This window comes from Metallosphaera cuprina Ar-4 (assembly GCF_000204925.1).
In the GTDB taxonomy this organism is placed as follows: domain Archaea; phylum Thermoproteota; class Thermoprotei_A; order Sulfolobales; family Sulfolobaceae; genus Metallosphaera; species Metallosphaera cuprina.
Genome location: NC_015435.1, coordinates 1,236,418 through 1,256,952, shown reverse-complemented (window position 1 = coordinate 1,256,952; position 20,535 = coordinate 1,236,418). Strand labels below are relative to the sequence as shown.

Sequence of the window (20,535 nt, the reverse complement as noted above, 5' to 3'; positions counted from 1 at the left end):
ATAAACTTGATTTAATCGCGATATTAGCCTAAAACAATTTTATTATTTCACGTTTCTTAACCTCTCTTTATAAGCCACTAACGAGTAGACAATATATAGGGAGAAAATAGTGAGCTCTTCACTCCTTGAACTTCCGAAAAAGTTTATGGAATCCCTCTATGCGCCCTTCGTGGGAAGAGAGGAGGAGGCTAAAGTCATAACGCTAGCTTTACTTACTAAAGAACACATAGCCTTAATAGGCGAGCCCGGGACGGCCAAGTCCGCACTAGCTAGAAGAGCGGCGGATCTCTTAAACGCTAAATTCTTCATGTACTTGTTAACTAAGTACACTGAACCAGCTGAACTGTTTGGAGCTCTAGACGTTAACGCGTTAAGGCAGGGCGTGTACAGGAGAATTACCAAAGAAAGGCTTCCTGAGAGTGAACTAGCCTTCCTTGATGAGATATTTAACGCAAACTCCGCAATACTGAACGCCCTGTTGTCCCTTCTTAATGAAAGGGTAATATACGATGGTTACAACGTTATAAAAGTACCTTTGAGGACCCTAATAACTGCAAGTAACAGAGTTCCTGATGAACCAGAGTTGGAAGCGCTTTACGACAGGTTACTACTTAGGCATTACGCGAAACCTATAGGAGAGGACATGTGGAAGGACCTTATAGAGTCCTCATGGAACCTTGAGTTCACAGACAAATGGAAGGTAAATGAGCACGTGATGACAGTGCAAGACCTTGACAGGTTATACAGCATGATCTCAGAAGTTGACCTAACTCAGGTCAAGTCAAAGTTATTGAAGCTCTACGTTATGCTTGAGGAGAAAGGAGTTCACTTGACTGATAGAAGGAAAGGTAAAGTCTTAAAGATAGTTTCAGCTCACGCCTTGCTTAACTCAAGGACTAAGGCTACTGAGGAGGATCTGGTGGTGCTCAAATACATAGCCCCAAGGGAACTTGACGACTTCGAAAAAGTCTCAGCTTTGCTGTCCGAGGAACTTAAGACGCCGATAAAGTACATGAGAGAACTAAACGAGATATTTAACAACATAAAGGAGGCCGGAAAATACGTGGACGCCGCTAACGAGTCTGATCCTAGGCTGATAGATCTGATCAGAAGTTTGAGGGCCACTAAGGACAGAGTTATCTCATTAGGTAAAGAGAGTGGGGATGAGAAAGTCGAGGAGTTCTCCAGAGAGGTTGGTTCGGAAATAGATCGGTTAGTTGAGAAAGTTGGTAGGAAGCTGGGGATTTACACATGACAGGTCTCCTTAGAGGGATTGATTATGAGAGTCCAATAGTCAAATACAGAGGCGAGAGGATCTTAGGTACCCTAAGGAAGGTATCAGGTAGGGAAACTAACGTAGATCCGCTTTTCCTCATTGATACGTTTTATGTTCATTATCTTCCTCTTCCTATAGTTAAGACAAAGGAGGAAATTCAACAGAGTGACGCCGTGAAATACTCCTTAATAGACCTAACTATGTCATCTGAGATCGTAAACAGGAACAGAAACTACTCAATAGCTAACTCCGCTGTTAGTATGGCCCTCTCGGTAAGTTACGTTCAGAACCTGATCGAGGAACTAGAGAGAATTAGGAGGACCTCCCAGTCTCAAGAGGAGAGGGAGGCAGCGGAGCAGATCCTAAACGGGTTAATGAAAGGTAGCCAAGGAAAGGAGGGAAAACAGAATCAGAACCAACAACAGAGTCAAGCGACTAACAAGTTAATGAAACAAGTTCATGAGAAGGCGATGGCCAAAGCTACTGAGGACTCAAACTCAGTAAAAAGTATGCAGAGGATAGTGGGAGGTAACGGTGCCGGTACAGGATCTATGATGAACTTTGAGGGAGATATACATGACGTGTTAAGACTAGCAAGGAACACAGAGATAAAGAAGATCTTGGAGTTTTTGAGCGGGATACCTAGACTCGGAAGTTTCACTAAGAAGAAGACGGCAAGGTACTCTAAAGGTGAGCTATTTGGTTATGAGGAGGGTTCAGATATTGAGAGGCTTGTCCCTTCGGAGCTGGCCTTACCTGAAGAGGTTTTCGACGTCAAGTTAGCTGAGAGCCAGCTTCTTCTGTATCAAAAACAAATCAAAGAAACGTTAGGGCCCATATATTTGCTGTTGGATAAATCCGGAAGCATGGATGGGGAGAAGATATTGTGGGCCAAGGCAGTGGCCTTAGCTTTATACAGTAGGGCAAGACGTGAAAACAGGGACTTCTACTTAAGGTTCTTTGATAACATCCCCTATCCCTTAATAAAGGTGATCAAGAATGCTAAAAGTAAGGACGTCATTAAAATGGTTGAATACATAGGTAAGATAAGGGGAGGAGGGGGGACAGATATCTCCAGGTCAGTTATGTCTGCGTGCGATGACATAAAGGACGGCCACGTGAGAGGCGTTAGCGAGGTGATAATATTGACGGACGGAGAGGACAAGATAGCCGAGACTACAGTCAGGAGGTCGTTGAAGGAAGCTAACGCGACCTTGATAAGCGTAATGATAAGGGGAGATAACGCCGACCTAAAGAGGGTTTCTGACAACTACTTTGTTGTGTATCGCTTAGACCAAGGAGATCTCTTAAGGGTAGTTGAATCCTAACTCAAAGGACAGCTTTAATCTCTTTCTTTATCTCCTCTTCTAAAAGAAGTTTTATTTCAGCGTGATGCATTCTAGTTAAATGCAAGAACATTCCTCTTTTTGTGAATGGACCCTTCGTACATAACCTGCAGTACAGAAGGTTGGTCTCTTGGGAAATGAGCCAAAGGCTCACCCTGCCAACTACTCTCTTGGCCATTTCCTTGGAGGAGAAACCTACTGCCCTAACGTATTCTTCATCCTTAACTGTAATTTGAGAGGCGTACTTTGCCGTTAGCTCAACTAACTTCTCCGCAGCTATTGAGACTCCACTATCCATAATCTATCACGGACTGAAGATATACCTATGGCCAACACGAATAGGGTAATCAATCTTTTCATCTTCTCGAGGATAGCCAGGTTCTCTAAGAATCTTCCTAGTTCGTTCACCTCTAGGCCTAAACTCCTGAGCACCCTCTCCATTCTAACCTCGGCCTCGGCGAAATCTAACGGGACGTCTCCCTCATCTATCGATCTCTTAATCGGGGGTATCATCTCTAAGGTCTGTCCTAACTCTTCCTCGCTTATCTCATCTAGCACATCTAGGATACTTCTCCTCAATTTTCCTCCTAGAAATTCCGCCATTCCAGGAACATAATCTAAAGGCACAACACTCATGATCCAATTGTCAACGTATTTTCTAACTATCTCAACGCTATCTAAGGTAAGTTCATTCATAGACTTCAGAATCGAGGCGGCTGCCACAATGTGAGCTAAGGCCTCCCCGGAACCCTCGACCACAGATTGAGGGAAGTTCAACTTACTATCAACATCTACGCTCAATCCAGATTACCTAATTCTCCATTTTGACTAAGGATGGCGTTTAAACTACCAGCCCTTATAATACTATTGAAATAAAGGTATTAACACGTGCAGGCTAGGCTATTAACCACTAACATGCTATCGATGTTGATGGGACAAATAGATTAAAAATCGTAGCGTTTCTGAAGACCTTTAAGTTATTAGCCGGCCTATGATACGTCTAAAAAGACATAAAACAACTCTTAATTTAGGAGAAGACTAAGCTAACTTGTTCGAGGCTATTTCAAGTCTTCTAAATTATCAACTAGGTAGAATCCGTACGATCTAATCGTAATGAGCATAACGTCCTACTTCTCGGTTAAGCGAAACTCTGACGTAGATATAAATTAATCCTCCATTTTTAAGAAATGATATGGCGAAACCTTAAGTCAAGAGGAACGAACGATCCTAACATTGGAATTTCATTTTATGAGCCTCTTTAAGGATTGATTTGGCACGTATTGGGTCTCTAAGCTCTTCGGTAAAACTCTCGTTCTAAGGCTTTAGGGCATTGATCTTTCCTCATTATATCAAATTACGAGATATTCAATAGTCTAAAATTTGAAAACTAACATGTTGATATCCGATTCCGGTCATTTCGTAATAGATCTGATATAGATCTCACTTAAGTTCGTAGTTCATATTCCTTTTCTTTCTAGAGAAGATTAATTAATTAATACATTTTATTCAAAATTAAAGGTTTATAATTCCATTTAGAGCTACTTAATAGCGTGATAGATTGCCATACAAAGAGACTCCCAAGATGATGATAATTAGGGGACTGATGCAGGTTATAGTTGTCTACATAATTTGCCGTTATGGGGACATGTATGGTTATCAAATAAAATTGAAGGTAGAAGGGTTGCACAAGAAAAGGATACCACACGGAGTGATGTATACAACTCTGAAGAGGATGGTAAGAAACGGTATATTGTCCCCATACATGAAAGATGGGAAAACGTACTATACGGTTACGGAAGATGGAAAGCTGTTCTTAAGAAATCATCTGCATATTTTAGCCAACGCTGACGAAATAATAAGAGAGATATTAGAATACTATAAGTCATAGATTAGGTTAAGCCGATCTTCGCTGAGCTAGGTAGTCACTGACTACAGCTTTAATGAAGAAAGGCAGATATTGATATAGATAAAAATTTAAGTAATTAACCAAAACGCTATCATAGGTAGGAAACAAGAACTTAAGAGGGTAATTAAACGCCCCAACTGAGTAACACGTAGAGGGGGATTGTTACCCGTTAGGAGCTTGATGAGTTCTCAGATTAAACCGGAGGATGAGAAGAGCGGCGAGGTTCAAGAACATGTACCTTTTACCATCTAGCTCATGACCCAACTGCACATCACGACTCCTCGTTATTAGTTTCAGTCCCTAAAATCATCTATCAGTTGTTATTCAAACTTTAGTGATGTAAAACGTGTTGAAAACCTTTTTAGATAAAGGTTAAGTACAAGTGCGAAGAATATAGAATGTGGAACAGAGGTCATTAGAGAGGGATATTCTAGATCTGGATTATGCAAAACTATCTAGCCGTTTAATACTAAGATTGAGGGACTACATAATAAAATCTGGTAAGAAGGGAGGAGTAGTAGGCGTTAGTGGAGGAATAGATTCAGCTGTAACCGCAACTTTGTTATCAAAAGCTGTTGATAATTTCTATTTTCTTATAATGCCATCTAAAAGCACTCCGAAGGAGGACTTAGAAGACGCTTTAGCGCTCACAGATTTGCTGAACGGTAAGGACAGGAGATCGGTAATCTGGATAGACGATGTTGTGGAGAGGTTTTCAAAGTTGGTAGATGTTAACGATAAAGTTATTGTAGGTAACGTGAAGGCCAGGACTAGAATGATTCTTCTATACGCGTTTGCCCAAAAGCTAGACTATCTAGTTATAGGAACCGGAGACAAATCCGAACTATTACTTGGATATTTCACAAAGTATGGAGATGGAGGAGTTGACGTTTTACCTATAGGGGATCTGTTTAAAACACAGGTTAGGAGACTGGGCGAGTACCTAAATTTGCCAAAGAACATAGTAAGGAAGCCGAGTTCGCCTGCCCTTTGGGAAGGGCAAAGTGCTGAGGAGGAGTTAGGAGTCAGCTATGAGGCGGCCGACCCTATTCTATATCTCATAGAGAAAGGAAAATCCGATCCTGAAATAGTAGATATCCTTGGAGTGGAGCCAAGCTTAGTCTCAAAAATTAGGGCCATGATAGGGAAGTCAGAGCATAAGAGAAAACCGCCAGAGATATTCAGATTAGAGCAACTATATTCATCTTAATCCTTTTGTATAATAAATAATAAATTCCTAATATTAGATTCACATTGGGATCTTTTGTGGGCACACACGTTTTACTGTTCCCTCAATCGATTTGAACTGGAATCTTTTCTGTTCACAATAAAGCAGATTAATTAAAACGTAAATGCTCAACAGCTCATTACAGGTTTAAGATCTTACGTAATCGTGTTAGTTTCGGAACGTAGATATTTCACAGAAGGTTTCATTAAGGTTAGATAATATTTAAATCTCATTCAAGTACAGTGATATTGTGATATCTCAGAAAACTGATATTTTGAGGTTATTTGCACTTATCTTAATGATCATACTCCTGTTACTATCATTAGTTTTTCCTTTACTGATATTTGGAGCAATTCTATTATCCGGCTTTAATTTGTTTGTTAGTAAATCATTTATACCAATAACAATATTGATGTTATTGCTATTAGCACTACATGGCAGTTTTTATTTCATAGGGATAATTCTTATAGTTGGATTATTAGTCCTTAACTTTTTAAAATATATTGAAAGAAATCCGTTCTAATTTTCTCAAACACGGTTATAAGATTATATCGATTCGATAGTATTTTGTCACTGTTCTAAACAATTTAATATCTTTTCTAGACGTTAGGATTAAGATATACAGTGGCAAGTAAAGATATGACATGAGAAAGTTAGATGAAGTCTTAAGTGGAAAAGGATGGGATACAAGGAAAAAAATACTAGAGCAATTATATATCAATCCAACTACTGCATATGATTTGGCAAAAAAACTTAATTTAAATTACTCAACTGTAAGATATCATTTAGATTTGCTAGAGAGGTCTGGGCTTGTAAACCATAAGACGTTAGGAAGCAAACAGCTTTATCTCGCCACCAAGAGCGCGCTATCACTGAAAATAATATAAACCAAGGTTTCCTTTTTTAAAGCGTGAATTTCTCAATAGTTTTTATGGCCATTTACGTTATGGCTCTAGTTATAGGTAAGGTTATCAAGAGATCCTTTCCTAAAATTGGGGACGCAATAGTATTGACTTTGATATTTTCCATAGCCTTTTGGGGAGGATCACAGATAGGATCGGGAGAGACGTTAGCTAACGTTCTGATAGGGTCCATTGTTATGGCGTTTTTAGTAGTTCTAACTACACTGGGTGTTGGATTGGCTTTTAATAAAGAGACCACAGTCAAAGGTCAATCCAATTTAGTTTTAACTCAACTAAAGTATGGCATACCCCTAGTTGTGGGACTTGCGTTTGGTTTCTTCGTAAGACCCTCTTTACCCTTCGGGACGATCATAAACTATGAGCTGTATGCCTTGGCGTTAATTATAGGATTTAATATGGGTAGTGAGATAAAACTAAGGGCAATCTTTAACGTAACCAAGGAGGCTTTAGTCACAATTATAGTGGTAATACTCGGAGCATTGGCCTGCGCTGGGCTGTCTTATGAACTAGGCCTATTGCCAAACTTAAAACTGGCTATCGTTATGTTTATGGGAGCAGGTTGGTACAGCTATACTGGGCCTATAGTGTCAACCTATTACGGGCCTGTTTATGGAGTCGTAGCGTTCCTTATCAACTTCTTTAGAGAACAGATCACTTTTCTTATCGTCCCATTGCTGGTTAAAGTAAGGCCTAACCCGTACTCTGCCATTGCCATAGGGGGAGCAACATCTATGGACACAACACTAGGTTTGTATTCATCAATATTTAGTGGGGAGTATTCGCTAAGCGCTATGATAAGTGGCGCATTGTTAACGTTAGTTATACCAATAATTTTACCTCTAACAATTTCAATTTAACCTTCACTGAATTGGGAGCCACATTTAGACTAAGGCAAATTAATCGCGAAACCATTAAGTTTTAATTCAGTACCTCGAGTCTCTAATCATGTTTAGATCAAACTTCTTCGGTTTAAACAGAGATAACGTGGTCTCAGAGATCAACTATTATCTTATGGGGTTAGAAAAATATCTTAGAATAAAAACTATCATATGTTAAAAGGTGAATTAAATGTCCAATAATGAGATAATATTCAAGATATTTGAATCGGATTTCTATATAAGTGAGATGGTAAAGATATGGGACGAAGGTAACAAATGGGCTAACTGGATTAAACAGTTATCGCAGCGCTATAATCTAGGAAAAACCGTGCTCGATGTACCTTGCGGAGTAGGAAGGGTAAGTTACTTCTTAGTTAATGAAGGATTTAACGTAACTGGGATTGATATCTCAGAAAGAATGCTTGAGATAGCTAAGAAGAACGTTACAGGGGCTAAGTTTGTAAAAGGGGACATGAGGAGGCTGTCTGACACCGTTAAGGATGAAAAGTATGACATAGTATTGAACTTGTTTAATAGTTTAGGATATTATAACGATGAGGACGACATGGACATCCTGTTCTCGATCAGGACAGTAACAAAGGGGATGGCTATCGTAAATTTAGATAGTAGGGATTATTTAATATATAATTTACCAGACGTTAGGTACTCTTACGTTCCTCCATACATGGTTGTCGACATATCTAGGTTTGAGCCCACAACCTCTAGGGTAGAAGTCGTAAGAAAATACCTTGACAAAAAGGGAAACGAAGTCGGTTCGTTAGAGTATAGCCAAAGGTATTACAGTTTGCATGAAGTAGTCAAAATGGCAAAGCGGGCAGGGTTCAGGGTTGAGGATATACTCTCTGGCTACTCGTGGAAACCCTACGAGATTGGTGACCCGCAGATGACCCTCGTTTTATCTCCAAGTTAGGCGTTCGCGAGTTCCCACGCGTAGCGTAACGTGTCCATCCATTCTGTCCAGGATAGCTTTCCAGTTCTAGTGTTTAGGGGGCTCGGATGATAGCTTGAGATAACGTATTTCCCGCATACTTTTATTACGTTTAGATGACGAAATTGTTCTCGAAAGTTTAACACTATCTCTAGAGCCCTGAAAGCCACCTGGCCAAGCGTCAAGATTGACCTAAGATTTGATAGGGCTTCAATTGTAAACTTCAAGTTCGTGGAGCAGTTTTTGATCTCCTTCATGTTTACCTTATTTTCCGGTGGAGCACAGCTCACCGCGTTGGTCAAGTAAACGTGTTTTAAAACAAGTCCATCGTTTCTGTTTTTCCCTTCTTTCAAATTTGATAGACCTAGCTCGTACAAACCCTTTATCACCCATTTCCCGCTCTCATCTCCTGTGAAAGGTCTTCCTGTCCTATTTCCCCCATGCGCAGCCGGCGCTAGACCCAGGATTAGGAGAACCGCGTTTTTATCTCCAAAGCCTGGGACAGGTTTTCCCCAATACTGCTCATCGTATCTCTTATCGAACCTAGCTACGTACTCCGAAAACGACCTTAGCCTCTTGCAAAGATCGCAATTGATTAACCTGTTCTCTAAAAACGAAATGTCGTTCATTACAACTTCATTTTCAATCGTCACGTTAAAGCCTAATTAACTATTAGGTCTAAGACCTTAATTGATATTAAGCATCTGATACGCCCTCTTACCTTATCTCTTCATAACTTTTCACAAAATTTGTTTCTCATTAGCAAATGATAAGTCAGATTTAATCTCTTCCTAAGCATCATTGAGGCCTGTAACGGGTAGAAAATCTTCGGGAAAGGTTTTTCTACTCATTAAACCTATATGATATCTAGTCCAGGTAGGGAAATTGAGTATTTTGCAAGTGGTATCAGATCCTGAGATACCGAAGGTAAGGTGTTTACTAGTAGATTCGGCCGGTACTGAAAAAGATATAATGACAATATCACTTCAAGATAATGGAGTTCACGTTCATAAAACATTAGAGAACGATCACTATATTATACCTCCCATTCCACAGATAAGCACGTTAATTAAGGAGGTAATAGAGGAGGTAGCTGAGGAACTTAACGCTGAGGCAATAGTGTTCAGATATGGAGGAGAAAAAGCCGATGAAGTGGAAGACTTGATACTAAGCGACGCATGGTATGACATTGAGAAGTTAGCTTTGGCCGCGTCTAAACATGCAGCGTTATCAGAGGAAATAGACTCTAAAGTCGTTATTGGCATAATAAAGTTCTCTTCGTTCATTTATGCGGCTACAGCTATCAGAAAGGAGGACACTTTTCCTCTACTTCAGATATACATGGATACCTCCTCTGATCTTCCCTTAATAAGAATATATAACGAGTTAGGGCAATTAGTTGAGGAAAGGAGAGAGAAAGTTGACGACTTTGAAGCTTACGTTAAATCCCTAGTCTCAATGGACGATGCGACTGTTGTATATAGGGAATCCAATACAGACATTCCATCACCCAAGGAGATTACAACAGAAGATGGGTCAAAGTTCTACGTAGCAATGATCTTTAAGTACTTTCTGGGTTTCCTTCCTTCTCCATCTATATACGAGGTAACAAATAAGAAAATTATCATAAAAAATAAGAGGAAGTTAACTAAGAGTCTGAGAGCGCTCCTTTACGTTGAAAAGCTTTCAGACGAAGGAGGGGTTGAGATCTTGTTAGGTAATCACGCCGTTCCTCTAAACATGTTAAACGAAGAGCTCCATAAGCTCTCCAGGAAGGGAAGAGAGATGTTAGAGAGGAAAGGTATAACCTTCAATACTGACGACGCGCTAAAGGAACCTTTGTTGAAGGAGCTTCTAAACTACAAACCTCAATACGGCTCAGGCGACGTTTATCTTGGTATAAGGGTGGTTCCTTTAGCGTTCCTTGTAGTTGCCAAGGATAAAGAGGAGTTCGATCAGATAGTGAGCAGGATAGCTAACGGTCCCACTTCTGACGGTTATGAGATACTCGATGAGCTAATCAAGAGCTCTATATCTGGATACTTCATCGGTTATCTTATGACTTTAGAGGAAGCGTTAATTATTTACTCTGATATATCCTCGGAGTTGATGAGAAATGACAAATGAAATTTACATGCACGTTTTCTCGATAAAGTTACTTCCAAAATGGTGGTCATTGAATAAGGGAGAGAGGTCTAAGATAATTAGCTTAGTGAAAGAGATCGAGAACCAGCACAATTTGATTTCAATAAAGAGGTACGTTAGTGTAAATAGGCCCTCATCGATAGTTTACTGGTTGAGTGGAGACGATACCTCATCGCTAATGAGGTTCAGAAGTTCAATCCTCTCTGCCCTTAAGGGATACGCAGATGAGGACATAGTTCTGTTCTCGATATTTAAACCGTCTCCTTACACAAGGGGAAACTTCGACGTCAGGGAAACGTTGAAGTCACCTCCTCTAAGGTATTTTGTAGCCTACCCGATGAAGAAAGATGTTGAGTGGTATCTCCTTCCTTTTCAGGAAAGGGAGGACGTTATGAGAGAACACATTAAGGTAGCGAAGGAGCACGCGGCAAACAAGGGAATAAAGTCCTACACTACTTACTCGTTTGGTTTAGCTGATTACGAGTTCGTAGTCCTGTACGAGATGGACTCTCTCTCTGATTGGGTGGAAGTAGTCGAAGCGCTTAGACAAGTGAGGGCTAGGAAATGGATAGTTAAGGAAGAGCCTCTTATAACTGGAGAGCTCATAGATTTAGAACACCTTTATACTTAACGTAGAGTACGCCAATGATGGTCTTACCGTCCTCTATTGAACCGTTGATAACCAGGTTTTCCAGATCCTTGAATTCCATGGGCTCAACCTTAATCACTTCGTACTCCTCAGGTCTTGCCCCAACGTACTTTAGGTCAGACGCTAGGTAAAGGTGCATAACCTCATTAGTTATGCCTGGTGAGGGGTAGAAAGACAGCAGTTTAGTAAGGGAACCCGCCTCATAACCCGTCTCCTCTATCAACTCCCTCTTGGCTGTGGTTTCTGGATCCTCTCCCTCATCTATTGTTCCAGCAGGGAACTCATATATCCATTTCCCTATCACCGGTCTATATTGTTTGATCATGATTACCTTGTCCTCAAGCAAAGGTACGAGGACGACCGATCCTCTATGTTTAACGTACTCTAGCTGCCTCTCTTTTCCGTTAGGTAAGGAGACCTTCTCTACGTGCACCTCAAACTTCTTACCTGAGAATATTTTCATGTGCTATTCCTATCTGACACGTTAAAGTACCTTTCTACCCTTTTGTACATTTTTTCCCAATCTATCTTAAATAAAAGAAAACCTAAAATGGCGAACAATATGGACGAAATTATACCCAGTTCTACAGACGGGATGTCAGTTAACCTGCTTATCTGGATAAGGCCAGTTACCTCTATACCTATCTCCATCGAACTCTTAAGTATCTTTGAAAAAATTGTAATCTCGAGCATCTTAATTATAGAGGCTTTACCGGCTCCTCCAACTAGGAACACGAAGTCGTCAAAAGGAAAGAACGGTAAGATTGCCGTTAGGAATAAAACTAGATAAAACGATCTCCCTTTGATAGATTGATGGAAGAACTTGACGTTTTTGTTATTCTTTAGCGTAGACCCCAACCCGTAACCTATCATATACATAACGCTTTTCGCTATGGCAGATCCGATCCCAGAAACTATCACTACCTCGAGGAAGTTATATGGATTTACTCCCTCCTGGATTAAGAGAGTTGAGGCAATTACAGTGTAAGGTGCACCGAAGAACGGCGTCGCGTTAGATATGAAAGAGAGTACAAAGATTAGCGCTAGTATGTAATACTGCATCAATATCACGGGGGTTATCGCTTTATTTATCTTCTCTCCTAATCTCATCTATAATGAAGCTTCTCATTCCAATTGAACCAAGCATGATTGGCTCAAAGCTAATCGCTTTGTATATAGATAGGCAGCCTGTGCTAGACTATGAAGAGGAGATTCACGGAGAGAAGGAAAGGAAAATGGTGCTGAATGTGAAAGGCCTATATACTAAGGGTACTCATACGTTGGAGCTGTTAATGGATAAGGGGTCGTACAGAAAATACATGTTCGAGATATAACGCGTGGAATCAAAGTTTAAATCGTTTATTTTTATTCATATAAACCATGTGTTTGTTCTGTAACATTATATCAGGTAACGAAGAAGGTTACTTTGTGTATAGGGACAAGGACGTTTCCGCAATATTGGATAAATATCCAAGCGCACCTGGCCATACTCTCGTTATGCCAAATAGGCATTTCAATGATATACTAACCACAGAAAAATCTTTACTCCCTCATCTGATTGAAAAGACAGTTTTCATCGCGAGGTCAATAAAGGAGGTCCTAAACGCAGAGGGAGTGAGACTTTTAACTAACGTTGGTAGGACCTCGGGCCAAGTTATATTTCACACTCATGTTCATATAATTCCTAGCTGGGAGATATTACCCTCTATGTTTTCTAATTTTGTACCAAGAAGAATGCAGGAAGAGTCATACTATACCTCTTTGCAAAAAGTTATAAGTCAATATATCAAAAGTAGCATAGAGAAAGAAATTAATTAAGGTGGAGTTATTGGGTGTAAGAGAGGAACTGGAAGGACGTTTTGGGGAGAACTTTTCCGACTCTTTGGTGGAGCGATTATCTCATACCGCTGACATGGGGTTTGTTCCACAACTAGTGTGGACCGGAATAAAAATTAATATTATTCCTGACTATGTAGTATATCCTAAAAATGTGGAAGATTTAATTGACATTGTAAAAATTGCAAATAAATATAACATTCCTATTACGCCATATGGTAGAGGTACTAATAGATATGGCAACGCTATACCGGCTGACGGAGGTATCCTGATAGACTTCTCCAAAATGGATAAGGTTGAGATAGACGACTCAACTAAAGTTGCGATCTCAGAGGCCGGAGCAACCTGGAAGTTAGTTGATATAGCTGCGCAGGGCAGAGGCCTACAGCTTAGGACCTTTCCCTCCTCCTATGATTCAACTGTAGGGGGAGGAGTTTCGGGAGATGCCTTGGGGGTTGGATCTTACCAATTCGGCTACATATGTGATAACGTAGCCTTCGTTGATATGGTGAACCCTAAAGGGGAGCTAGTCAGACTGGAAGGCAAGGACTTGGCCTTGGTTTGTGGAGCTGAGGGTACGACAGGGCTGATATATAGGGCAGGGATTAGACTGAGGCCTTTTGCCCCAACCGAATCGCTGGTGTTAGCTTACGATAACTTTGAGCAGGCCTATAGAGGGATAGGCGAGTTCTATAGGGAGTCAATTCCAGCGTGGCACGTTCAGGTTAGAGGCCCTGCAATTTCGAGTTATATCGCTCAAAATTTCAAGGCTTCATTAGCTCCAGACAAATGGAACATGGTAGTCTTGTACCCCTCAAACGTATCCTCAATTGTTGAACCTAAATTGTATAGAGTGGCTCAAAGCACTGGAGCTAAGACCTTTGAAGGAGAGTGGACTGGATGGTGGTCCTTTAATCATGGAGTCAATGCGGCCCTGAGAACAAAAGGGCTTCTAATCCATCAACATGGATTGATTCACTACACGAAGATAAAGGACCTTGTTGACGGGATTCAGGAGAATTTAGGTAAGTTAGGGGACCTTACGCCTGACGGAGGTTTTGATCTGGATATAGACCTGGAGAGAAGGGAGACTCTCCTAGTTAACGCGTTCACTCAAGTTTCGCTTACTCCAGTAGATAAGAAGATACTTTTTGAGCTGGCTAAGAACACGCTGATGATGGAGCAGTACATAAAAGTTGGAGGATCCATGCTTTCAGTTGGCATTTTCGTTCATAAGTATGCCAAAAACAGGTTAACGGCTATGGGCAAGGTATTTCAGGACGTTGGTATCGACAGGTACGAGGTGATGAAAAAGTATAAGGAGGAAATGGATCCTAACGAGATATTCAATCCTGGAAAGGTCTTTGAGCCTAAGAATAGGGCTAAGGAAGTATTAGACATAGTGAAGAAGCAGAACGAAGCGATGAGATATAGGTTTGGGATAGGCTTCGCTAAAAGGATCGCTCCAGGTGGTGAGATCGAAGGATATAAAGTTACTAAGAAATATCTTGATATGTTCACTGATTATGCAATAAAATGTATAGATTGCGCCATGTGCGTTACAGTTTGTCCGCAATATAAGTTGATTCCACAATGGCCTTACGCCCCTAAGGGTATGTTTGATTTCACCAAAGGTTTGATATCTGCTTTTGAGCTCAACGGTAAGATAGACGTTCCAGAGAGCGCTATAGCGGAGATCTCAGGATGCCACAAATGCGGTCTATGTGATGGCGTTTGCCCCGCGAGGATACCTATATCCTCCATGTTGATAAGGCTCAGCTCCATGGTAGTTAGAAATATACCTGAAGAGGCTAGTGTAGAGATACCCATACCTGATAAATATAAGGAGGTAATATCGGAACAAGCTGATATAGGGATATGGTTTGGAAGATATTTGGTTGATAACCCAACCACAATGTTTGCGGCGTTGGAGCTTTTCAAGAGACTAGGCCTTAAGGTCAAGATATTCGGAACGTCACTAGATAGCGGTTTCAATGACTACATTAGCGGTAACGGAAACGAACTTATTGAAAAGATTAGAAAGAATTCAGAAAACATTAACGTCTTGGAATTGATCACAATTTCGCCTGAGGATTACAAAACGTTCAAGGAAGGATATCAGGAGTACTCAAAGCTTGTGAACCTTAATCAGAGATTTGAAATAGTCCCGATTGAGCTGAGACTATTGAAATCTATTCAGATGGAAGGAGGAGAGGAGATAAACCTTCACGTGGCGTGCTTTTCAAGCGATTACGCAGACGAGGTGTTGAAGAGACTTAGAGAGAAGGGATTTAAGGTAAAGAAGATTGAGGGATGTTCTGGCGCAACGTTAGAGAAGAACGTTGGGAAAAGGGCAGACATGATGGCTAAAGCGATAGGAGAGAAGTACGGAACCATAATTACCCTATGTCCGCTCGCAGCTGCTAAATTTAGAAGCGTAGGCGTTAATGCGAAAACGCTTGTAGAGTACTTGGCTCAAAAGGTGGGGGCTGAAGTGAGGACCGTAGAGGCGACATATAAGGTCCCCGAATCTGATAAGAACGCAATCCTTGACGCTCTAACTAACTCTCTATTAGACAGCCTCAAGAAGAGGGCATCGTTAATAGCCGATACCGTGTCTTTCCTCTCTTCCGGAGTGGACGAGTACAAGAAGATAATTGAGCCGATAATAATTGAGGCCGTGGACGAAACCGCAGCGAACGTTAGGAGCGTCATTTCGTCTTTAGCGTCTAAGAAAGCCAGCGACGATAGCACTGAGAAAGTCGTGGTCTTCAACTCATACGTCAAGGAGTTTGGCGGATTGTTGATGTCCTTAACCTTAGATTCTATCGTCTCTAATTTAGTTCAAGAAATTAAAGCTAAATCTATAGATGAATTTTCAGATAAAGACTTAACTGTAGTCTTGTTAGAGCTGTTGAGGGATAAACTGGGAAGGATGAGATCTATAGTCTCCACTAAATGATCTAAGAACTCGTTTTAATTTAAGATTTTTAGGATGCAGCGATCCACATTAATCATTAATTTTGCCTAGAGTCATTACTATTGTGATTTTCAAAGTAACTCCAAAACCCAGATACGTTGAGGTCTCGGCTGAGGGCAGAGAAGGCTTTGTAACGTTTCCTACTTACTTACCAGGTTCGTACGTAATCAGAGAACTGGAGCGTAACTTAGTTGATATCGAAGGAGTGAGAGTTTCGAAGAACAAATTCTACGTTAAGGAGAACTTTAAGTACAGGATGTATGCAGCAAGTAAAGATCAGAGAGAGGCAATCTCAACTCAGGACTATTTATTTATAAATCCTCCGGCCGTTTTCCCATTTCAGGATAAAAAGGAAAGATATTGTGTCAAGATATTAATTGATTGGCCTATATCAACCACTTTAAAGAAAGAGGGAGATTACTTTTGTGCCGACGATTACGAAACCTTCATAGACTCTCCAATACAAGCCAGTCCTAATCTCAAGAGGATAGTTATTGACGATCATCACGAAATCTCAACAATTGATGAGCTAGACGTTTCGCAGATAAGACCCTTAATAAGGGAGATAGATAATGAAATGGGATCGCCTGAACGATATATATTTTTCTTCAGGAGGTCAGATAGGAACTACGGAGGGATAGAACATTTAGATTCCTCCGCCATTGTGGTTAACTGGGAGAGATCCGAGTTAAGTCAACTCTTAGCTCACGAGTACTTCCACAGATGGAACGTAAGGAAGTTCAGACCTAAAGACATGGAGTTAAATCTAGAGACTGAGGGCTACTCTGAGTTACTTTGGTTCGCTGAGGGTATAACAGACTACGTGGCATGGTACGTTGCAACCAAAACGGGAAGCGTAAATCCGGACGATTCGGGTAAATACGTCGCCAACGCCTTATCTAAGTTAACTTTTCCAGGAGCGAAAAAAACGTCTTTAGCCGAAGCCTCAAGGACAACTTGGATCAAGTATTATAGGCAGGACGAGAACTTTCTGAACTCTTCGGTATCTTATTATGAAGGTGGTCTATTGGTAGGACTGCTCTTAGATATTAAGTTAAGGCAAAGAGGGGGGAGTATTTTTGAAATATTCAGGAACATACCAGAGAGGTACACCTTCCACGATATAGACAGATATCTCAAGTCAAGGGGGATAGATGAGCTTGAGGAAATGATTTATTCCCCATCGTCCATAATCCTTGATTTTCTAAAAGAGCAGCTTACTGTTTCATTAGTTGATGAAGGGTCCCAATATTTCGGTGTCATATTGGAGGGTAATAGAGTGGTCTACGTAGAGGATAACTCTCCGGCCGATAGTGCAGGACTAATGCCTCAAGACTTGATAGTAGGAGTTAATGGAGCTTCTAGGTCTCTAGAAGTGAAGGAGGCCAGGTTGATCGTAAACAGAGAAGGTAGGTTAATTGAAATGACGCTCAGACCAGGAAGGAGCCCTGGACATAAGGTGAAGGTAACAATTGACGGGCCTAAATTTCTAGGAATCAAGGAAATACAGGGTACCTCTACAATAAATATAATTTAATTATTATCGAGATTTAATTTACGCTTAACAGCTTAAGATGGGCATCAGATTTGAAACCCTTTGTTAATATCTTATAAATAGGAGGTGGTTCTTTAGGACATGGTCAACATCTATCTTGGACCAGCCGGTATACCTATTTCGCTTAGGGGTAAAGGAAGCAAGGAGGCTATAGAGTTCATAAGTAAAATCAAATTAAACGCGATGGAGATTGAGTTTGTAAGAGGTGTGAAGATGTCGTTAAAGACCTCAAGGGAGCTAGGCGAGGCTGCCAGGGAATACGGAGTGAGACTATCCGTTCACGCTCCATACTACATCAATCTCTGTTCTCCTGAAAGGGACAAGGTGGAGGCCTCTAAGAGGAGGATCTACGAATCGGTTGAGAGGGCTCATGAGATGGGTGCCGATGCGATAGCCATACATGCTGGCTATTACGGGAGATTCTCTGAGGAGCAGTGTTACTCCATGATTAAGGACTCGCTAATCGAGATAATTGACAAAATGAAGGAGAACGGAATAGACGGAGTGAAGTTAGGTGTGGAGACCATGGCAAAGGAAACCGCATTCGGCACCATTGATGAAGTTATAAGGATCTCGAAGGAGGTCGAAGGCGTCATCCCTTACATAGATTGGTCTCACACCTTCGCTCGACAAGGAGGGAAAATAGACTACGACGAGATATTGAGTAGGCTTGAGAAAGAGTTGCGTTTAACTCACATCAATTCTCATTTTCAATCCCTGAAATTTAGTAAGGGGAGATTTATAGACGTCCATGAGACCGTGGACAAGAACGCTCCTCCTTTTAGGCCCTTAGCAGAAACCTTACTTAAGAGAGACATATCGATTACGTTGATATGCGAGAGCCCTAAGATGGAAGAGGACGCATTAGTTATGAAGAGCATATTAGAGAGCTTAGGTTACAAGTTGGAATGAGAGCCTTGTGGATTGTGGCATCTGACTTTGATAGAACCCTCTCACACGAGAGGGATTCCTTTAAATTAAGGGATGATTTGAGCATTAAGATCAACCAATTTTCTAATTTCTTTAAGTTCTTCGTAGTTACAGGGAGGGAGGAGAGGTTCATAAAAGTCCTAGCTCCGAACCTGAGACCAACTGGCTGGGTTTTAGAGAATGGAGCCTTGATAATAATTGGAGAAAGGAAAATCATCAACGCGCCGGAGGGATGGTTTGACTTGAGGGAAGATATTAGTAGGCAACTTAACAGGATCGGCGTAAAGCATTCGTTAGGTGAAGTTATAATTTACGTTAATTCGTGGAAGGAAGCGAGAGATTTCGGAAGGAACGTAAGGGTAGAAATGAACAGGGGCGACGCGATGATTTTGCCTGAAGGTGTAGATAAGGGTAGAGGGCTAATTAAGGCTATTAAGGAGTCTAAAAGCGAAGGAAAGATAATAGCCGTGGGAGATGCAGAAAACGATGAGGCCCTATTTAGAGTAGCCGACATTAAGGTAGCTGTTCGTAACGCTCTCTCGTCAGTAAAGGAGCAAGCTGACTTCATCACGGAGAAGGAAGATGGAGAAGGTGTGGCTGAACTGTTAGATCTGATCCTTTCAGGAAACTTTTCTAAAAGAGTAAATATCAACTAGGATTTTATGGACCTTTTCTCTATGCCAAGGGTAATACGCTAGTAAGGGGAAGGCTAACTCTATCGTTTCGACCTTGAATCCCTTAGAGTTCGCTTCTCTGATTATAATTTCCCTAGATTTAGGGTTACTCCTGTGTATTGAGTACACTGTGTTTGCAATCTCTAGGGCTTTCCTAAGGAAGTTGAGATCAATCCCCCTTACGGCATTCCCAAAGGGCGGATTCTGTATCGCTGTGTCAAATCTCCCGTTAAAACTGTTGCAGTCAGCCTCTACGAATTCAGCTTCAGCGTCTATGGTCCTGAGGGTGGATTTAGCGACCTCTAACGAGTCCCTATCTATGTCCACACAAGTGCAATGTCCACCTAAAGCGGATATACCTAAGCAGAATCTTCCTGTACCACAGCCTAAATCTGCCACCCTTTTATTCTCTATCTCCCCCCTAACGTAAGCTGTCCAAACTATCGTGGAAGCTATGTACGAAGGTGTTAAGTACTGTTCTAACTCCCATTTAGGTTTAGGATGGGGAGGAACGCTTTCCATCAAAATTTCAATTTTTCTTTTAGTAAGTCCAGAGCCTGATATAGATCGCTCACCTTGTTCTCCTTTATTTCCTCGTAGAAGCCGAAGCGATCAAGTAGAATCGGTTCCAAATACGCTCTCTTTGCTCCTACATAATCTATCTCATATACGTCACCGATGTGAACGCCAGTGTCTCCTGCCTCCTTCATAGCGTGATAGAAAATCTTAGGGTTGGGCTTCATGACCCCCACGTCACAGGACGCTATCACGCTATCTAAGTATTGATAAAGCCCCAGGGTTTTTAATATAGTGTGAACCTTTCTGGTAGTGTTAGTAACAAGAATAACCTTAACGTTGTTAGATTTCAACTCTTTTAAGAATGGAATGGCGTCATCGTAAAGCTCAAAACGATCTGATAAGTAATTCCTTGAGGAGAGGTTTTTTATAACTTCAAGATCAACTGGCCTCCCCATTTCATAAAATATGTCTGCGAAGTCTAGTTTTGACAGCCCATCGTGATCTGGGTGGGGGAAGTTGGATTTGCCCATATGTTTCATTAAGGCTCTAAAGACTTCCTTTTCAGTGACTTCAATACCCTGTTCCCTCATGGCGTTAGCAACGCTTTCATGCATTCTTGGGACGAATTTCACTAACGTATCTCCCATATCTACAAAAACCGTTCTCATAGTGGGTTTTACCTGTCTACAATTAAAAAATTGTAGCTTTATCACACGTTAGCGCTTTAAGCGTCATGTGTCT

The 20,535-nt window shown here is 41.1% G+C and carries 22 protein-coding genes; 15 read left to right on the top strand and 7 right to left on the bottom strand.

Annotation, left to right across the window (positions count from 1 at the left end):
- Positions 1-145: 145 nt before the first annotated feature.
- Positions 146-1,255 (top strand): AAA family ATPase, encoded by a 1,110-nt coding sequence (locus tag MCUP_RS06490; RefSeq protein ID WP_048057555.1) that lies wholly within the window; start codon positions 146-148, stop codon positions 1,253-1,255.
- Positions 1,252-2,604, top strand: coding sequence for a vWA domain-containing protein (locus tag MCUP_RS06485; protein ID WP_013737986.1), 1,353 nt, complete (start codon positions 1,252-1,254; stop codon positions 2,602-2,604). Before MCUP_RS06490 ends, MCUP_RS06485 begins: the two co-directional genes overlap by 4 nt.
- A 1-nt stretch (position 2,605) precedes the next feature.
- Here MCUP_RS06485 and MCUP_RS06480 read toward each other — a convergent pair whose 3' ends face one another.
- Together MCUP_RS06480 and MCUP_RS06475 are read right to left on the bottom strand one after the other, a co-directional pair.
- Complete coding sequence (locus tag MCUP_RS06480; RefSeq protein ID WP_013737985.1) at positions 2,606-2,920, bottom strand: hypothetical protein; 315 nt, start codon at positions 2,918-2,920, stop codon at positions 2,606-2,608.
- Positions 2,899-3,423, bottom strand: coding sequence for a hypothetical protein (locus MCUP_RS06475; protein WP_048057554.1), 525 nt, complete (start codon positions 3,421-3,423; stop codon positions 2,899-2,901). Before MCUP_RS06475 ends, MCUP_RS06480 begins: the two co-directional genes overlap by 22 nt.
- Before the next feature lie 757 nt (positions 3,424-4,180).
- Between MCUP_RS06475 and MCUP_RS06470 the strand changes: the two genes are divergently transcribed.
- The 5 genes from MCUP_RS06470 (at position 4,181) to MCUP_RS06445 (ending at position 8,488) form a co-directional block, all read left to right on the top strand.
- A complete protein-coding gene (locus MCUP_RS06470) occupies positions 4,181-4,510 on the top strand; it encodes a PadR family transcriptional regulator (RefSeq protein ID WP_048057553.1) in 330 nt (109 codons plus the stop codon).
- Between the two features lie 418 nt (positions 4,511-4,928).
- Positions 4,929-5,738: an NAD+ synthase gene (locus MCUP_RS06465; RefSeq protein WP_048057552.1), complete on the top strand. Its 810-nt coding sequence runs from the start codon at positions 4,929-4,931 to the stop codon at positions 5,736-5,738.
- A 662-nt stretch (positions 5,739-6,400) separates the two neighbouring features.
- Positions 6,401-6,643 (top strand): ArsR/SmtB family transcription factor, encoded by a 243-nt coding sequence (locus tag MCUP_RS06455; protein WP_013737981.1) that lies wholly within the window; start codon positions 6,401-6,403, stop codon positions 6,641-6,643.
- Positions 6,644-6,687: 44 nt separating this feature from the next.
- Positions 6,688-7,536, top strand: coding sequence for a LysO family transporter (locus MCUP_RS06450; protein WP_013737980.1), 849 nt, complete (start codon positions 6,688-6,690; stop codon positions 7,534-7,536).
- A 211-nt stretch (positions 7,537-7,747) separates the two neighbouring features.
- Entirely contained in the window at positions 7,748-8,488 is a 741-nt protein-coding gene (locus MCUP_RS06445; protein ID WP_013737979.1) for a class I SAM-dependent methyltransferase, read from the top strand.
- Here MCUP_RS06445 and MCUP_RS06440 read toward each other — a convergent pair.
- The gene (locus tag MCUP_RS06440; RefSeq protein WP_013737978.1) at positions 8,485-9,135 is read right to left on the bottom strand and encodes a uracil-DNA glycosylase; all 651 of its coding nucleotides are present in this window, start codon (positions 9,133-9,135) and stop codon (positions 8,485-8,487) included. The genes MCUP_RS06445 and MCUP_RS06440 overlap by 4 nt on opposite strands.
- 256 nt (positions 9,136-9,391) lie before the next feature.
- On the opposite strand from MCUP_RS06440, the gene MCUP_RS06435 reads away from it, so the two are divergent.
- The gene (locus MCUP_RS06435; protein WP_048057550.1) at positions 9,392-10,633 is read left to right on the top strand and encodes a hypothetical protein; all 1,242 of its coding nucleotides are present in this window, start codon (positions 9,392-9,394) and stop codon (positions 10,631-10,633) included.
- Positions 10,623-11,282 carry a chlorite dismutase family protein gene (locus MCUP_RS06430; RefSeq protein WP_013737976.1) on the top strand — a complete coding sequence of 220 codons (660 nt, stop codon included), beginning with the start codon at positions 10,623-10,625 and terminating at the stop codon, positions 11,280-11,282. Before MCUP_RS06435 ends, MCUP_RS06430 begins: the two co-directional genes overlap by 11 nt.
- Here MCUP_RS06430 and MCUP_RS06425 read toward each other — a convergent pair.
- Positions 11,254-11,763, bottom strand: coding sequence for an NUDIX hydrolase (locus MCUP_RS06425; protein WP_013737975.1), 510 nt, complete (start codon positions 11,761-11,763; stop codon positions 11,254-11,256). The genes MCUP_RS06430 and MCUP_RS06425 overlap by 29 nt on opposite strands.
- A complete protein-coding gene (locus tag MCUP_RS06420) occupies positions 11,760-12,410 on the bottom strand; it encodes a hypothetical protein (protein ID WP_013737974.1) in 651 nt (216 codons plus the stop codon). Before MCUP_RS06420 ends, MCUP_RS06425 begins: the two co-directional genes overlap by 4 nt.
- Positions 12,411-12,415: 5 nt before the next feature.
- Between MCUP_RS06420 and MCUP_RS06415 the strand changes: the two genes are divergently transcribed.
- The 6 genes from MCUP_RS06415 (at position 12,416) to MCUP_RS06390 (ending at position 19,257) form a co-directional block, all read left to right on the top strand.
- Positions 12,416-12,634 carry a hypothetical protein gene (locus tag MCUP_RS06415; protein ID WP_013737973.1) on the top strand — a complete coding sequence of 73 codons (219 nt, stop codon included), beginning with the start codon at positions 12,416-12,418 and terminating at the stop codon, positions 12,632-12,634.
- 46 nt (positions 12,635-12,680) lie between these two features.
- On the top strand, positions 12,681-13,118 hold the full coding sequence (locus tag MCUP_RS06410) for an HIT family protein (protein WP_013737972.1): 438 nt from the start codon (positions 12,681-12,683) through the stop codon (positions 13,116-13,118).
- A gap of 10 nt (positions 13,119-13,128) precedes the next feature.
- Entirely contained in the window at positions 13,129-16,098 is a 2,970-nt protein-coding gene (locus MCUP_RS06405; protein ID WP_013737971.1) for an FAD-binding and (Fe-S)-binding domain-containing protein, read from the top strand.
- A gap of 82 nt (positions 16,099-16,180) precedes the next feature.
- Positions 16,181-17,653: a M61 family metallopeptidase gene (locus MCUP_RS06400; RefSeq protein WP_013737970.1), complete on the top strand. Its 1,473-nt coding sequence runs from the start codon at positions 16,181-16,183 to the stop codon at positions 17,651-17,653.
- Positions 17,654-17,752: 99 nt separating this feature from the next.
- The gene (locus tag MCUP_RS06395; protein WP_013737969.1) at positions 17,753-18,583 is read left to right on the top strand and encodes a TIM barrel protein; all 831 of its coding nucleotides are present in this window, start codon (positions 17,753-17,755) and stop codon (positions 18,581-18,583) included.
- Positions 18,580-19,257: a phosphoglycolate phosphatase gene (locus MCUP_RS06390; protein ID WP_048057549.1), complete on the top strand. Its 678-nt coding sequence runs from the start codon at positions 18,580-18,582 to the stop codon at positions 19,255-19,257. Before MCUP_RS06395 ends, MCUP_RS06390 begins: the two co-directional genes overlap by 4 nt.
- Here MCUP_RS06390 and MCUP_RS06385 read toward each other — a convergent pair.
- Together MCUP_RS06385 and MCUP_RS06380 are read right to left on the bottom strand one after the other, a co-directional pair.
- Positions 19,222-19,797, bottom strand: coding sequence for an METTL5 family protein (locus MCUP_RS06385; protein WP_013737967.1), 576 nt, complete (start codon positions 19,795-19,797; stop codon positions 19,222-19,224). The genes MCUP_RS06390 and MCUP_RS06385 overlap by 36 nt on opposite strands.
- Positions 19,797-20,462 (bottom strand): HAD family hydrolase, encoded by a 666-nt coding sequence (locus tag MCUP_RS06380; RefSeq protein WP_013737966.1) that lies wholly within the window; start codon positions 20,460-20,462, stop codon positions 19,797-19,799. Before MCUP_RS06380 ends, MCUP_RS06385 begins: the two co-directional genes overlap by 1 nt.
- Positions 20,463-20,535 lie beyond the last annotated feature (73 nt).

Coding starts and splice junctions, on each gene's coding strand:
- MCUP_RS06490 (WP_048057555.1), top strand. CDS start 146: ATGGAATCCCTCTATGCGCCCTTCGTGGGAAGAGAGGAGGAGGCTAAA.
- MCUP_RS06485 (WP_013737986.1), top strand. CDS start 1,252: ATGACAGGTCTCCTTAGAGGGATTGATTATGAGAGTCCAATAGTCAAA.
- MCUP_RS06480 (WP_013737985.1), bottom strand. CDS start 2,920: ATGGATAGTGGAGTCTCAATAGCTGCGGAGAAGTTAGTTGAGCTAACG.
- MCUP_RS06455 (WP_013737981.1), top strand. CDS start 6,401: ATGAGAAAGTTAGATGAAGTCTTAAGTGGAAAAGGATGGGATACAAGG.
- MCUP_RS06450 (WP_013737980.1), top strand. CDS start 6,688: ATGGCCATTTACGTTATGGCTCTAGTTATAGGTAAGGTTATCAAGAGA.
- MCUP_RS06445 (WP_013737979.1), top strand. CDS start 7,748: ATGTCCAATAATGAGATAATATTCAAGATATTTGAATCGGATTTCTAT.
- MCUP_RS06440 (WP_013737978.1), bottom strand. CDS start 9,135: ATGAACGACATTTCGTTTTTAGAGAACAGGTTAATCAATTGCGATCTT.
- MCUP_RS06430 (WP_013737976.1), top strand. CDS start 10,623: ATGACAAATGAAATTTACATGCACGTTTTCTCGATAAAGTTACTTCCA.
- MCUP_RS06425 (WP_013737975.1), bottom strand. CDS start 11,763: ATGAAAATATTCTCAGGTAAGAAGTTTGAGGTGCACGTAGAGAAGGTC.
- MCUP_RS06420 (WP_013737974.1), bottom strand. CDS start 12,410: ATGAGATTAGGAGAGAAGATAAATAAAGCGATAACCCCCGTGATATTG.
- MCUP_RS06415 (WP_013737973.1), top strand. CDS start 12,416: ATGAAGCTTCTCATTCCAATTGAACCAAGCATGATTGGCTCAAAGCTA.
- MCUP_RS06410 (WP_013737972.1), top strand. CDS start 12,681: ATGTGTTTGTTCTGTAACATTATATCAGGTAACGAAGAAGGTTACTTT.
- MCUP_RS06395 (WP_013737969.1), top strand. CDS start 17,753: ATGGTCAACATCTATCTTGGACCAGCCGGTATACCTATTTCGCTTAGG.
- MCUP_RS06390 (WP_048057549.1), top strand. CDS start 18,580: ATGAGAGCCTTGTGGATTGTGGCATCTGACTTTGATAGAACCCTCTCA.
- MCUP_RS06385 (WP_013737967.1), bottom strand. CDS start 19,797: ATGGAAAGCGTTCCTCCCCATCCTAAACCTAAATGGGAGTTAGAACAG.
- MCUP_RS06380 (WP_013737966.1), bottom strand. CDS start 20,462: ATGAGAACGGTTTTTGTAGATATGGGAGATACGTTAGTGAAATTCGTC.